Source organism: Paenibacillus sp. GXUN7292 (assembly GCF_050864975.1).
Classification (GTDB): Bacteria; Bacillota; Bacilli; order Paenibacillales; family Paenibacillaceae; genus Pristimantibacillus.
In genome coordinates this window covers 341,017-355,694 of record NZ_JBOZWO010000001.1, presented here as the reverse complement: position 1 = coordinate 355,694, position 14,678 = coordinate 341,017, and the positions used below count along the sequence as shown (strand labels likewise).

The 14,678-nt window shown below is 44.6% G+C and carries 11 protein-coding genes; 5 read left to right on the top strand and 6 right to left on the bottom strand.

Annotation, left to right across the window (positions count from 1 at the left end; translation table 11 throughout):
- Window positions 1-82 precede the first annotated feature (82 nt).
- Entirely contained in the window at window positions 83-262 is a 180-nt protein-coding gene (locus ACRRU2_RS01570) for a small acid-soluble spore protein H (protein ID WP_331701769.1), read from the top strand.
- A 353-nt stretch (window positions 263-615) separates the two neighbouring features.
- Window positions 616-741 carry a sporulation protein YjcZ gene (locus tag ACRRU2_RS01565; protein WP_331701728.1) on the top strand — a complete coding sequence of 42 codons (126 nt, stop codon included), beginning with the start codon at window positions 616-618 and terminating at the stop codon, window positions 739-741.
- Between the two features lie 822 nt (window positions 742-1,563).
- On the opposite strand, the gene ACRRU2_RS01560 is transcribed toward ACRRU2_RS01565, so the two are convergent.
- Entirely contained in the window at window positions 1,564-3,111 is a 1,548-nt protein-coding gene (locus ACRRU2_RS01560; protein WP_432499740.1) for an SPFH domain-containing protein, read from the bottom strand.
- 32 nt (window positions 3,112-3,143) lie between these two features.
- Window positions 3,144-3,644: an NfeD family protein gene (locus ACRRU2_RS01555; protein ID WP_331701731.1), complete on the bottom strand. Its 501-nt coding sequence runs from the start codon at window positions 3,642-3,644 to the stop codon at window positions 3,144-3,146.
- A 331-nt stretch (window positions 3,645-3,975) separates the two neighbouring features.
- Here ACRRU2_RS01555 and ACRRU2_RS01550 point away from each other — a divergent pair, with 331 nt between their 5' ends.
- On the top strand, window positions 3,976-7,122 hold the full coding sequence (locus tag ACRRU2_RS01550; RefSeq protein ID WP_432499739.1) for a transglycosylase domain-containing protein: 3,147 nt from the start codon (window positions 3,976-3,978) through the stop codon (window positions 7,120-7,122).
- 69 nt (window positions 7,123-7,191) lie between these two features.
- Here ACRRU2_RS01550 and acsA read toward each other — a convergent pair whose 3' ends face one another.
- Window positions 7,192-8,916: an acetate--CoA ligase gene (gene acsA, locus ACRRU2_RS01545; RefSeq protein ID WP_432499738.1), complete on the bottom strand. Its 1,725-nt coding sequence runs from the start codon at window positions 8,914-8,916 to the stop codon at window positions 7,192-7,194.
- 210 nt (window positions 8,917-9,126) lie between these two features.
- Here acsA and ACRRU2_RS01540 point away from each other — a divergent pair, with 210 nt between their 5' ends.
- Both ACRRU2_RS01540 and ACRRU2_RS01535 read left to right on the top strand, forming a co-directional pair.
- A complete protein-coding gene (locus ACRRU2_RS01540) occupies window positions 9,127-9,762 on the top strand; it encodes a GNAT family N-acetyltransferase (RefSeq protein ID WP_331701735.1) in 636 nt (211 codons plus the stop codon).
- Between the two features lie 26 nt (window positions 9,763-9,788).
- Entirely contained in the window at window positions 9,789-10,970 is a 1,182-nt protein-coding gene (locus ACRRU2_RS01535) for an acetoin utilization protein AcuC (protein WP_331701737.1), read from the top strand.
- Window positions 10,971-12,364: 1,394 nt separating this feature from the next.
- Here the strand turns inward: ACRRU2_RS01535 and ccpA are convergent.
- From ccpA to ACRRU2_RS01520, 3 genes are all read right to left on the bottom strand, one after another.
- Complete coding sequence (ccpA, locus tag ACRRU2_RS01530; RefSeq protein ID WP_331701770.1) at window positions 12,365-13,369, bottom strand: catabolite control protein A; 1,005 nt, start codon at window positions 13,367-13,369, stop codon at window positions 12,365-12,367.
- Window positions 13,370-13,637: 268 nt separating this feature from the next.
- Window positions 13,638-14,060 carry a hypothetical protein gene (locus tag ACRRU2_RS01525; protein ID WP_432499847.1) on the bottom strand — a complete coding sequence of 141 codons (423 nt, stop codon included), beginning with the start codon at window positions 14,058-14,060 and terminating at the stop codon, window positions 13,638-13,640.
- Window positions 14,061-14,214: 154 nt separating this feature from the next.
- Entirely contained in the window at window positions 14,215-14,670 is a 456-nt protein-coding gene (locus ACRRU2_RS01520; RefSeq protein WP_432499737.1) for a VanZ family protein, read from the bottom strand.
- Between the last annotated feature and the right edge of the window lie 8 nt (window positions 14,671-14,678).

Below are 14,678 nucleotides of genomic sequence, written 5' to 3'. Positions count from 1 at the left end.
ATAGGGATCCTATAAATAAGAATAACTATTGATATTTGTATAATAATAAAATGTAGTCATAACAAATGTGGAGGTTTTCAACATTAACAAGCAAAGAGCGCAAGAGATCGTCGATTCACCCAACATGGCTAACGTGACCTATCAAGGATTAAAAATATATATCCAACATGTTGACGAAACAACTGAAATGGCAAGGATCTACCCTATTGATGATCCAGAGAAAGAGCTAACTGTACCTTTACACAACTTAAATGAGGAATAGATAATTGTCGTCTCATATAGGGACGACTTTTTCATTTTTTTTCGTAAGGAACATTCTGAAAGTTTTATGAACATATAGACCCAGAAAAACATATACATTTCTACCAGAAGCATTTCATGTTTGAAAAGCAATTGTTCAACTTTATTGGCAGTTACATGGGACTATGGATTGATTTAATCTAATTCCCATAGGATCGGACAAAAAAACTGTCCGGTCTTTTTATTTTGAAGCTGGCGAATCCTGATGCATCTAAACTAATATCACGGTTTAAATGCCTCAGTACAAACACCCAATCACATTATGAAAAGAGTGCATATCTTATCGTGTACTAACACACAGGAGGTGAGAGCTTAGTGGGTGCTGTAGGTGGTGTTGGTTGTGGCAATAACAACTCTAGCTTTATTCTTGTACTCTTCATTCTTTTGGTCATTATTGCTTGTACTTGTGGTTTCTTTGGTGGCGGTGGATTTGGCTTCTAATTTCATCACCCCCCAACAAATAAGTTAAAAGTTACCTTCTTATATTTTTCGCCCCCCAGGCCCATTTTGGGCCTTTTCTTAATACATTTGTGACTTTTATTCCTCCTATTGGTAATTTGTTTGTCGGCCATTGTACACCGCTCCAATATATTTAGTGAATAGGGTCAATCAGATTACTAGGTTTTTCCAGAAAATACACACCCGTCCGAATCAAATCTACTAAAAAAACATATACTAGATTATCTTGGTACAAGGTGGTGACTTCTATGAGAAAACACAGAAGACCGATTACGATATTTCTTCATCCTGGTCAAAAAGTACTTGTAGTTTGTAAAAAGCGTCGTCGTCGCACAGTCTAAAACCTTTTTTTAGGGCGCCTTATAATATAGGGCGCTCTATTACCATAGTCGCCTTTGAAACGACTCAGGCGGCGGCACGCCCCACTCTTTAATCGTTATACCTATTGCCAGCATAATTAAATGACTTGATATAAAAGGACCTTCATTGCGGAACAACGTGCATTCCCAAGCGTGCCAGCCTCATCACGTATATCGCGTTTTCTGCTTCGAGGCCTGCCGAAGGTTAGCCTTGAGGTCGGGTGGCTTTCGCTCGCCCATAATTTACTCAAGAAGGCAGCTATGGACCAAAAATCAGGAATGGCGATGCAGGGATGATCTCCCTTTGCATCGCCATTCCTTTATTTTTAAGTTTTTTTGTGTAGCGAGCTATCTCATCAAGCGAGCAAACCTACTTTTGGGACAGCCCCTTCTTTTTGTTTCTTTCGATATTCTATGTTTTGCCTGATCGGGATCCTAAAGCTTTTTACAGCTTTGAAGGATCGACTTGTTCTGCGGCAGCAATCACTTTAGCAGCAGGCTCTGCTGTCGCTTTGACAGGCGCTGCGTCTGCTGTCGGCAGCTTAATAGCCTTTTGAGTCAAGCCTTGGATAAGTTCGTTTACGTTGATTCCAGATACGCTCTTCAACATTTCTGGAGCAGTGGCCATTAAAGAAGTAACATAATTGCTCACACGAGCAGCCCCTTCTCCATTTCCTGTATCGACAACTGTCAGCTTGTCAATATTGCTGATTGGCTCGGAAATTTTGCCAGCAAGCTCTGGAAGCATTTTAACAATAATATCAAGAACCGCAGCCTCGCCGAATTTACTAAACGCTTCAGCCAGCTTTTCCTTCGCTTCCGCCTCTGCCAAACCGCGCAAACGGATAACTTCAGCCTCAGCTGTACCTTTCGCTTTTTCCGCTTCAGCTACCGCAAGACCGTCAAGACGCTTCTGCTCCGCCAAAGCGCGGGCTTCCGCTTCAATGCGATATTGCAATGCATCCGCTTCGCGGAGACGCTTTGCTTTGTCTGCTTCAGCAGCCTGCTCAACAGCATAGCGGTCAGCATCCGCTTTCTTCTTCACTTCAGCATCATACTGCTTTTCACGGCGCAAAATCTCTTTGGCTTCCAAATCGATTTCACGTTCTTTACGAACGAGCTCAACCTTCATCTGTTCTTCAACAACATTCTGCTTCGCTCTCGCCTCGTGAATAGAATAGGCCTGATCCGCTTCAGCGCGCGCTGTATCCTGATCGCGCTTAAAGGAAGCAACCTTCATCTCTTTATCCTTTTCAGCTTCGGCGATATTCGTATCACGCAGCAGCTCCGCCTTCTGGCCAGCTTCAGCTGCATGCGCCTTCTGAATACGCGCATCACGAACCGCTTCGGCTTCCGCTATTTCGGCATCACGCTTAACCGCAGCAATTCTCGGCTTACCAAGCGCATCCAAGTAACCATGCTTATCACGCAAATCCTTAATGGTAAAGGAAACGATCTGCAGACCCATTTTTTTCAAATCCTTTGCAGCAACTGCCTGCACCTCTTGAGCAAACTTATCGCGGTTGCGATAAACCTCTTCAACCGTCATGGAGCCGAGAATAGCGCGCAAATGACCTTCCAATACTTCTTGTGCTTCGCTTTTAAGCGCTTCCGTAGGCTTGCCTAGAAACTGCTCGGCTGCGGTAGCAACATCTTCTACTGCTCCGCCGATTTTAATAATGGCTACGCCATCGGCCATAACAGGAACACCTTGCTCGGTATACACCTCGGGAGTCGATACGTCAAGCTTCAAGGAAAGCAAGGACAAAAACTCTGCCTTCTGAAAAATCGGCAATATAAACGCGCCGCCTCCTCGAATGATTTTTACCTTTCTTCCCGATTCATCAATCAAGGAATTGCGGGTTCCGAGAAAAGAACCTGTGACCAGCATCGCTTCGTCCGGGCTGACCGTCTTGTATCTAGCCCAAAAGGCAAGACCAAGAATAACGATAACACCAACAACAATAGCTGGAATAACATAAATTTCTTGCATAAGCATATCTCCTTTCTATTTTAAAATGATGGTTACAGGCGAATGGGCGATACAAAAAGTGTATGCTCCTTTACTTCCACGACAACGACTTTCGCATCGGATGGAATCGATGTGCCGTCATAGCTGGCAGCGATTTGATTCGTGACGCCTGCGCCAACCTTTACAAGCACCTCGCCATAGCCAGAAGCCGGAATCGGCGTCAGCACTTCTCCAATAGCCCCCTCCAATGATTGCAGCTTAAACGCAATTGAATTCTCGCTGTTTTTCATTGGCTTGACATACAGGAAAAATACTAAGGTTGCTAAAGCTGCAGCAATAATTAGCGCGGCGCCAACCAAAATGAATCCTTGCAAGGGGCTGTAACGATAAAGCAGCAGTCCGCTTCCGCCAAACGCCGTCAACCCGCTGACGAGCACTGTCGACTGAAATAACGGAAAGCCATCAAGCACATCACCTACCCAATCGCCAAAGAAAAAGGTGACTACCGCATATAATATGCCTGTTATTAGCAACACTAGAAATAAAGTTTCCATACACGCTCATCTCCCTTCCGACAAATTCCGCCTGTTATAGCTTTCTATAGATAGTACGTTTTTCCTTTTAACTGGTTTCTAAAATAATAATTATTCTTTATTTTCAGCGATATGCGTCAACAATAAAATACTTCGCCGTCCTATGAACAGGCACATTTACTTTATATTCCATAACGCTGCACTCGCACCAGAACCGGCTACAACTTTTTCCTATAAAACTGCGTATATATATTTGCAGCTGGCCTAACTTACAGCAAACGACAATGACAACTGTATCCCTTGACGATTTGTGTTATAATGAAACTGCTATTTTGGAGGAGGAGTTTAATAGATGCAAGAGGAACAAAAACCTGCGCCAAAGCGGTATAGTAAATGGCGTACATTTGGACTTGTGTCCTTTATTACAGTGAAATGGATTATATTCTTCGGCATATTCTTCGGGCTCCTGGCCGGAGGTATTGCAACCGGATACGTAGCCGCCCTGGTCAAGGATGAAGAAATTCGCCCCCAATCGGTTATTCAGGAGAAGGTCGGCGAATATTCAATGACTGGCTACGTTTATTTTAATGATAATTCGCTCGTTGGCCAGCTCCGCACTGATGAAGACCGTGTTGTTATTACTTACGATGAAATTCCACAATCCGTTATCGATGCGCTGCTGTCGACTGAGGATACAAATTTCTTCGAGCATTATGGCGTTGATATTAACGGGCTTGGCCGCGCTGTGAAGCAGAAGCTATTTAATGAAGATACGCAAACTGGAGGCAGTACGCTGACACAGCAGCTGGCAAGACGCGTGTTTTTGAGCCTAGACAAAACGGACAGCCGCAAGATTAAAGAGATCTTCCTGGCTTTGCGTATGGAACGCCACCTTACCAAGAAAGAAATTTTGGCTGCTTACTTAAACAAAATGCCATTCGGCAACGGTTCTAGCGGTTACCAGGTATTCGGCATTAAAGCTGCTGCACGCGGCATATTCGGGATTGAGGACTTATCCAAACTTAATATCGCCCAGTCCGCATACTTAGCAGGATTGCCGCAATTGCCATCTCTATATACTGCATTTACAGGCTCAGGTAAATTCAATGAAAAAGGATTTACATACGCTGTACAGCGTCAGCAGCTAGTACTTCGCCGTATGCTAGAGACAGGCAGAATAACGAATGAACAATATGATGAAGCTTTAAATTTTGATATTAGGGGCTCAATTGCCCCATCTGTTGAGAAGGCATATAACACCTATCCTTATTTAATGCTTGAAGCTGAGCGTCAAGCCGCAGAGGTGCTGTTGCTTAAGCAGCGTCCTGAGCTGACCAAGGAAGATCTTCGCAAGAAGGAAAATGCCGAGCTGATTGAAAATATGCGCGAGACGCTGCTCCGTGGCGGATATCATATTTATACAACAATCGATAAAGATATTTATTCATTAATGAGAGAAATCGGCAACGACGAAAACAATTTCTCTCCGTACAGCAAAGAAAAAGGACTTGAGCAAATTGCTGCGGTAATGATCGATCACCGCACAGGCGCTATACTGAGCATGCTGGAAGGCCGGGACTTCTATGAAGAGCAGCTTAATTACGCGACTCAAATGACCCGTCAGCCCGGCTCCACGATGAAAACATTAGCGGCATATTTGCCTGCTATCGAGCAAGGCTTAATCCAGCCTGCTAGCATAATAGACGATGCTCCCATCGTTATGAAGGACGGTCAAAAAGGCTTCCACATCCCAATGAACGTAAACAACAAGTTTTCGGGACTGGTTACTGCCAGAGATGCGCTTGCCCGTTCCATCAACCTGCCGGCGCTCAAAATCTTCAACGATGACGTAACGATTAAAGGCGCTTGGGATTTTGTAAGAAAGCTGGGCATCACTACCCTGCAGCCGCAGGATGATCATGCACAGACAGGCGTTCTTGGCGGGCTTAGCATCGGCGTATCCGTCGAAGAGCTGACCAACGCTTACGGTTCAATTCCGAACCAAGGCATGTACAACGATTCCTATATGATTGAAAAGATTACCGACGCCAATGGAAAAGTAATATACGAGCATCAGCATAATCCAAAGCGCGTATTCTCTGAACAAACTGCTTTCCTTGTAGGCGACATGCTTAGAAGCGTTATTACAAGCCCTAGCGGCTCCGGACATTCTTTGACTAGCCAGTTCAAACAGTTCAGCAAAATACCGATTGCAGGTAAAACAGGTACTACACAAAGCTACGCTGACGTCTGGTTTGTCGGCTTCTCACCGGATATTACGCTTGGAGTATGGGCCGGCTATGAAAAACCGATTCACACTTTATCTAATAACGGTAGAACGCGAGCGAGATCAATCTGGTCGTTAATTATGAATAAAACGACAGAGGCTAAGCCAGAATTGTTTAATACAGATAAATTCCCTATGCCGGACGGCATTGTAAAAGCAACTGTATCCAAAGCAAGCGGCCTATTACCTACCGCTCTGACCCGTCAATCCGGCTTGCTAGTTACGGATTGGTTCAACAAAGCATACTTGCCGAAAAAATCAGATGACGCCTTGGTGCAAATGTCATATATCTCTTATGAAGGCATCAACTATGTGCCTCAGGATGCGACGCCTCAGGATATGCTGAAAGAAAAAATTGTAATCAAGCGTAAAAAGCCGCTCGATGCCCTAATGGACGAGATTGAAGCGGCTCAAGGTAAGCTGCCGGCCAAAAACAGACGCAATATGAGCGTTTATTTGCCTGCTGATGCCGGGCAGGATGCACCTTCCAAAGTTGATCCGCGCGTAGATGACGGCGCTGCGCCTGACGCGCCTTCAAATGTGCAGATGAAGGAAAGCGGCGGACAGCTGACGATAACCTTCACAGGCAGCAAAGCCAAAGATGTGGTCGGGTATCGCATTTATCGTTCTTTACTGCCTGGCAATTACGAAAAAGCAGGTTCTTCTATTTTGCTGGACGAAGAATATAAAGCTACCTTCGCAGCACCAGCCGGCAGCAGCGCTGCATTTTACGTAGTCGCTGTTGACGTATCGGGCAAAGAGTCAGCGCCAAGCTCCATTATGGAGTATGGGCATAAGCTGCCAGAAATACCGGACCCAACAGATCCCAACGATGGAGACAATAGCGGCATAGATGGCAACGGAAGCAACAATAGCGGGAATGGCAATGGAAACGGGAATAACAACGGCAATGGCAATGGCGACGGCAATTCATCAGAATTGCCATTGCCAGCCTCCCCTTCCGGCTTAAGCTATGAGAAATCAGATATGAGCATTTTACTCAATTGGTCTGCAAGTCCAATATCTGAACAAACGTATCAGTACAATATTTATTACAGTCCTGAAAGCAACGGTAATTTTTCTAAAATCGCCTCCACAGGACAAACCAATTTCGAGCATATTTCACCTTTACTGACTGGAACCTACTATATAACGGCTGAAAACAGCAGCGGTGAATCTGCTCCTTCTAATAAGGTAAAGATCGCTTCGTAAAAATAAAGAGCGGCGAGAGGAAAATCCTCTCGCCGCTCTTCTTTCTATAAGTAAAAAGAAATAATTTGATTAGTCCTCTATAGTTGACAGGTCGCCTGTTGGAAGGTTCAACTCCCAAGCTTTAAGGACACGTCTCATAATTTTACCGCTTCGTGTCTTAGGCAACTTGTCTTTAAATTCGATCTCGCGAGGAGCTGCATGAGCTGCTAAACCAACTTTTACGAATTGGGCTATTTCTTGCTTCAGCTCTTCCGATGGCTCGAAGCCTTCACGCAGGGAAATAAATGCTTTAATAATTTCGCCGCGCATCGGATCCGGCTTGCCGATTACGCCTGCTTCCGCTACTGCTGGATGCTCAACAAGCTTGCTTTCTACCTCGAATGGCCCCACCCGCTCGCCAGCGGTGTTGATAACATCGTCAATTCTGCCTTGGAACCAGAAATATCCGTCTTCATCCATATAAGCCGAATCACCGGAAATATACCAGCCCTGCAGATGGAAGTATTCCTCATACTTAGCAGGGTTTTTCCATACCTGCCGCATCATAGCCGGCCATGGTGTTTTAATGGCAAGATTTCCCATTCTGTATGGAGGCATAATATTCCCGCTGTCATCAACGATAGCAGCATCAACGCCTGGAATTGGCTTGCCCATCGAGCCTGGCTTAATCTCCATGGCAGGATAGTTGCAAATTAGCTGCGCTCCCGTCTCCGTCATCCACCAAGTATCATGAATACGCTGATTGTATACCTTCATTCCCCAGCGCACGACTTCAGGGTTAAGAGGCTCGCCAACGCTAAGCACATGGCGAAGCTTGGATAGGTCGAATTGCTTGGTAAGATCATCCCCTGCTCCCATAAGCATGCGGAAAGCTGTAGGAGCGCTATACCAAACGGTTACGCCATTATTTTGCAATACACTGTACCAATCCGAAGGACTGAAGCGTCCGCCGCGGACTACCATCGTTACGCCATTCAGCCATGGTGCAAATATTCCATATGCTGTTCCCGTAACCCAGCCTGGATCGGCTGTACACCAGTATACATCATCTTCCTTCAAATCGAGAACGATTCGGCCTGTATACTTTTGCTGAACCATTGCGTTCTGTACATGATATACGCCTTTCGGGCTGCCAGTGGAGCCGGATGTGTAATGAAGAATCATTCCATCCTCGCGTCCCAGCCACTCGATATGCGCTTCTTCCGAAGCAGCGGCCATCTCTTTCTTGAAATCAACTATTCCGTCTTCCTCTGCTATATCGTCGCCAACAACGATGACATGCTTGAGAAGCGGCAGCTCGTCTCGCTTAATTCTTGCTAAAAGGGCAGGCGTAGTAACGATAGCAACTGCTTCGCTATCCTTTAAGCGGTCCTTGACAGCCTGCTCCATAAACGCCTCAAACAACGGACCGACAACAGCGCCCACTTTAAGAATGCCGAAAACGCTGAAGTAGAGTTCAGGAGTACGAGGCATAAATACAAATACACGCTCGCTCTTTTGAATGTTCAGTTTGCGGAGCACATTGGCAAATCGATTCGATTGTTTGCTTATTTGTTCGAACGTATAAGACTCATTACGCTCATTATCACTATAAAGCAATGCAGTTTTACTGCCTCTTCCTTGCTCAAGATGACGATCAATCGCTTCATAGGCCATGTTTACTTTGCCCGTCTCATACCAACTGAACTCTTTCTCTACGGATTCCCAGTTGAATGTTTCTCTTGCAGCTTCATAACTTGGCAAATTTGGATTTTGAGCCGTTACTTCTAGTCGCTCCTGATGCAAATTAGTCATTCGATCACTCTCCTGTAATATCTGTCACAATATTGTGAACAAGAATACGCTTACATCCACCTTTTCTATTATACCACAATCGAATTCATCTCGACTACGCTTTTCATTTGTCTAAATGTTTGCTATAAACAATATTAGGGGATAAATTTACACAAATCACTCTTATTAGCTAATGAAGTTGCAAATTATTTGTGAGAGGGGAAAATCACTTTGGAGCATCGTAAACGTTTGCAACGCAGTACGATTTCTTTGTCCGACAATCGCGAACTAGTGATAGAAGGACCTATTCCTGCCGAGCAGCTGGCGAAATTATCCATACATTCCTCGCTGGATGCTTTTCGCAGGCCCGCAGATCAGCTTGAAGCGCTTGTCGAGATTGCCGGCCTAGAGGAAGGCCGCATTATTGCGGTGCGCGAAAACGATACTATCGTTGGATATATAACCTTTCATTATCCAGACGAGCTTGAGCGCTGGTCCAAGGGCAATATGGTAGACCTGATCGAGCTTGGGGCTGTCGAGGTTGCGAAGGATTACCGCTCCTACGGTCTTGGAAAACGAATGGTTCAAATGGCATTCGCCGAGGAACAGCTGGAAAATGCCATTGTTTTTGCGACAGAATATTATTGGCATTGGGATTTGGAAGGAACAAAAATGAATGTTTGGGACTATCGAAAAATGATGGAGAGGCTGATGCAGTCTGTTGGCATGACGTGGCATGCAACCGATGATCCGGAAATTTGCTCTCATCCCGCCAATTGCCTTATGGTACGGATCGGTAAAGAAGTGCCAATGAGCTCTATTGAAAAGTTCGATCAACTTCGATTTCAACGAAGATTCATGTATTGAATCTAGGGAAAGGAATTGTGTTGCGAATGTCAGCTAATGCATTATTTTTTCATCATCCCGCTACAAAAGATTATAAATTTAACGAAGATCATCCTTTTAATCCGATACGCGCTGTCCTGACGATGGATTTGCTCAAATCTATGAATATGCTTTCTGATCAAGATATTGTTGTGCCTAAGCTTCTGCAGGATGACAGTAAGCTTACGCTCGTTCACCGAAAAGATTACATTGATGCCGTAAAGCATGTCAGCGTCACCGATGATAATATTGAAACCGCTTCATTCATCGATAAGTATGGGCTGGGCACAGAGGATACTCCTTCCTTCCACGGCATACACGAGGCGGCCAGTGCAATTGTAGCAGGCTCTGTCGCGGCCGCAGATGCCGTTATGAGCGGCGAGACGCTTCATGCCTATCACGTCTCCGGAGGATTGCACCACGCCTTCCCAGAGCGCGCTGCGGGCTTCTGCGTCTATAACGATGCCGCTATAGCGATCGAGCATATTCGTCATACTTACGGCGCCAAAGTATTATATATCGATACCGACGTCCATCATGGCGACGGCGTGCAATGGATTTTTTACAATGATCCTTATGTTTGCACCTATTCCATTCACGAGACGGGCAAATTTTTATTTCCAGGCACAGGCTATGTTTACGAAAAAGGCAATGATCACGGCTTTGGAACCTGCTTCAACGTGCCGCTCGAGCCTTATACCGAGGATGACTCTTGGCTCGAATCGTTTACAGTAACGCTGCATCGCGTCATTGAGCATTTCAAGCCGGATGTTATTATAAGCCAGCACGGCTGCGACGCGCATGCATTCGATCCGCTCTCACACTTGCATTGCAGTATGAATATATATCATGCAATACCGGCGATTATTCATCAACTCGCTCATCAATATACAGCTGGGCGATGGATTGCTCTTGGCGGAGGCGGATATGACATATGGCGTGTCGTGCCCCGCGCGTGGTCGCTCGTATGGCTGGAGATGCAGGATCAGCCGATTATGGCTGCAGGGGCTTCGCATCAATCGACTCACCCGCTCCCTGCCCAGTGGCTCAAAAAATGGCAGCCTTACAGCCCATTTGAGCTTCCTGACGATTGGTTCGATCCGCCGGAGGTCATCGGTGAAATTCCGCGGCGCGAGCAAATCGAACAAAAAAATAGAGCGACACAAGCTATAGTTATACAAGATATTTAGCCGATATTTAGCCGAGTTGCATGTCCAGCTCCATCCCGCTAATGAGTCCTGGAAGCGCTATTCGGCTTAAATCTGCCCAACGCTAGCGGCGCACAGCAGGCTATCTGCAACTTTTCACAAAAATATGCTTGATCGTGGCGATTCGCATTCTGGCTGTTCATAAGCATGTGGAGTAAGCGATGGGCGAAAACTGTAACGGTTGCAGGAAGCGTTAATTTGCCAAAAATAGCAGTTTTGAATTTGTAACGGTTGCCAGCAGCGCTATCTGTGAACTTTTAGCTTATTTCACCTTTTTTGAGGCAATTAAGCTCGTCTAGAACCGTTAGATCTTTGAAAACGACTTTTGAGGCGGATAAGCGACAATGGCAACCGTTACATTTTTGAAAACGATGTTTATGACAGATTCGCGACTTTGGTAAGGGTGTCAATTAATTGTGGGCAACTATTGGCAAGCAAAAAGAAAGGAAAAGGAAGAGCAAGATGGGAAATGGAGAAGCGGCAGCGTCCGTCTTTGTAGGCCAATTTTATCCTTTACAGGGGTTATTTCATCAAAAAAATGGGACTATAACAGCGGTGGGAATCCCAAACTTGATCGTAGTAACATCCCTTTCGATTGCTTAAAACTTATCCACAATTAACCTCCACCCTACTGGTAATCGATAGCACGAGGAGTAATCGATCTACAATACTGTTTCTTTGTTTGTCCAAGTGGAATTTGTCGGGCTGTTGGAAAACTCTTTTTGAAGCTCTAACGAATGCTAGCAGCGCTATTATGCCAAAAAAGCTTGTTTTAAATTTGTAACGAATCGTAGCATGCTTATTGGCTGTAAAACGCTGCTCAAATGAGCATTTATTCACAGATAGCGTCCCCACGATGCGTTAGATTTTCAAAAGGGGCATTTTATGCGAAATAGCGTCGTTAGGATTCGTTACAAAATGGATGGACAATTGCTCGTGGTAACTAAAAACATACTTAGGACAGACTCAGTACATTCTCAGTATATTCTAAAAACATACTTAGTATAGACTCAGTACATTCTCAGTATATTCTAAGTACATACTTAGAACACTTTGTCCATCTAGATTCACCCTTTTCTATCGAAAAAAAGATTCTTAATGGATTTCATGTATCTAGTTTTATTGAATGTCCCTGCATTTTACGATTAAGCCAAACTAAATGCAGTTTTTCCCCTTAGAATCACTAAAAAGCCAAATTTCTTAAAACTAAGCACAGGTAATGCAGTTAGCTTAGCTCGTGAGTGCTCGTTCCACAAAACTGAGTTTGCCATCGGTTTCTTCGGGGTACGTTTACCGTTGTATCACGCTTAAATATAAGAAATAGGAACAAAAAAGCAGCCTCAGTCATTAAATTGACCGGGCTGCTTTATAATGTTTTACACAGTTTTAACCGATTGTCTTGCAATCAAATCATGCGGCAGAACAACCTTGGATTGCTCTACATGCTCTTTCTTCATCAGTTTCGTAAGCAGCCGCATCGATACCGCGCCAATGTCATACATCGGCTGCGCCACCGCCGTCAGCTGAGGGCGAACCATAGACGCCATACGGCTATTGTCTACACTGATAACTGATATATCAGATGGCACGCTCAGGCCGCTATCCTGGATGCAGTGAATGGCGCCAATCGCCATCTCGTCCGTTGCAGAAAACACAGCTGTAGGACGCTTGTCCATATCGATAAAATACTTCATCGCCTCTGCGCCAGACTCATATCTGTAATTGCCGATGCGAACCAATGATTCGTCATAGGCAATACCGGATGATTCGAGTGCGCGCTTATAGCCTTGGAATCTAGCATATCCGTTAGCCGGATCCTGCAAAGTTCCGCTAATCATCGCAATTCTTTTGTGCCCGTTAGAGATCAAGTTCATAACAGCATCGTATGCCGCTGCCTCATGATCAATATCGACTGAAGGAATTTCTTCACTTTCATCCGAAGTAGCACATAGCACGATTGGCACATTGGATGTTTTGAAAGCTTGCTGATGCTCTTCGGTAACAGCGCCTCCCATAAACAGCAAACCGTCTACCTGTTTCTCCAGAAGCGTGTTGATAACACGGATCTCTTTCTCCTTCTTCTTATCCGCGTTGCACAAAATAATATTATAATGATACATATTCGCGATATCCTCAATACCTCTTGCTACCTCTGCGAATATAGCATTGGATATATCCGGAATTACTACGCCTACTGTAGTCGTCTTCTTGCTCGCAAGACCGCGAGCGACGGCGTTCGGACGATAGCCTAGCCGTTCAATCGCTTCATATACTTTTTTACGTGTGGCAGGCTTAACGTTCGGATTGTTGTTTACAACCCTGGAAACCGTCGCCATAGATACGCCAGCTTCTCTTGCTACATCATAAATGGTTACCGTCACGATCCTTCTCTCCATTACATCAGATTTTGTTGATACGTTCGCCGTATGTTACCGTTAATGATACGACAAAATATTACTTTTCGCAATGTTAGCTATCAATTCGACTATGAATTGTTACAAATTATGCTTGTCTGATATTTACGAGCAATGACCAGGACTACATCATTTCCTATTCCTATCTGTTGGACGTACGGTTTTTTAAGTGTGATAAGATACGAACATTATGTATATGATTTTAAATCTGTATGTCCGGCTTCAGAAAGCCAGTCTATGTAGTTTGCTTGCTGCGGCTTAGCTGCTCCAAACGTTTTGACAGATCCTTAATCCAATTTTTATCCTGCAGTGACTGCGCCAATAAATATAAATCAAGCAAAGCATTCACGCGGTGTTCTGTGAGTGCTTCTACCTCACTTTCACTAATTCTACGCTTTTGTTCTTTTGCCTCTACTAATAAATCTGCCCATTCATTACACTCGTTAAACAAAAAAGATTGTTTTTCAGGCGTTGAGCCGAGCTGAGCGATCAATCCAGTCAAATCCGGCTTTACTTGCGGAATAACCTCACTTCTTTGACAAGCCTGGCAAGAATAAATAGGCACGTTGCCGATTTCTACCTTTCCAGAATAAATTACAGTTCGCAACTTAATGGACATTATGTCGCCGCAATGACATTGTTTTTGCAATGGTATCACTCCTTCTTGCGAGCACAGCATAACTGTGGCTCATTAAACACAATGCGATGAGTGAAACATTCGACCTGATTCGGCAAAATTCCTGCTTGTTTGCGATATGTAATTTTTACTATTCAAAAAAATTTTTTTCACAGCATGCTGAACCTGTCTTTTACTAGCCTTTTAGCCTTGACCATGCCCTTTGCAACGGAGGAATAGCGATAACCGCGACAAAAACAGCAGCTCCGATCATATCATTGCGTACATCGACAGGGTCCATCATGCGGCCGCCAACAAATGATTGATGCCATTCGTCTGTAATTCCATACAAGCCGCATAGAAGCACGATTGCAATTTTCCAAACAAAACGATTCGCTTTTTTTCCGAGTGCAAAATCAAACGTCAGAGCCAATATAAAATAAGCGATATAATGTCCCCAGTTAAAATCAGAAATCCAAGGCATAAACGATTGGAAAAAAGGCAAAACCGTATCGATCTCGTCGCCTGTGCGCGAAGATAGAACAAAAATAACTGTCATCCATAACAATGCGGGAATAAACCTGAATATCCGTTTCCCTTTGCTTTTCACAGTAGTTGTATCATTATTGCGATATTCGTTATAAGCAGGCATTTGCTTCC

Coding starts and splice junctions, on each gene's coding strand:
- ACRRU2_RS01535 (WP_331701737.1), top strand. CDS start 9,789: ATGTCAGCTAATGCATTATTTTTTCATCATCCCGCTACAAAAGATTAT.
- ACRRU2_RS01520 (WP_432499737.1), bottom strand. CDS start 14,670: ATGCCTGCTTATAACGAATATCGCAATAATGATACAACTACTGTGAAA.
- ACRRU2_RS01550 (WP_432499739.1), top strand. CDS start 3,976: ATGCAAGAGGAACAAAAACCTGCGCCAAAGCGGTATAGTAAATGGCGT.
- acsA (WP_432499738.1), bottom strand. CDS start 8,916: ATGACTAATTTGCATCAGGAGCGACTAGAAGTAACGGCTCAAAATCCA.
- ACRRU2_RS01555 (WP_331701731.1), bottom strand. CDS start 3,644: ATGGAAACTTTATTTCTAGTGTTGCTAATAACAGGCATATTATATGCG.
- ACRRU2_RS01560 (WP_432499740.1), bottom strand. CDS start 3,111: ATGCAAGAAATTTATGTTATTCCAGCTATTGTTGTTGGTGTTATCGTT.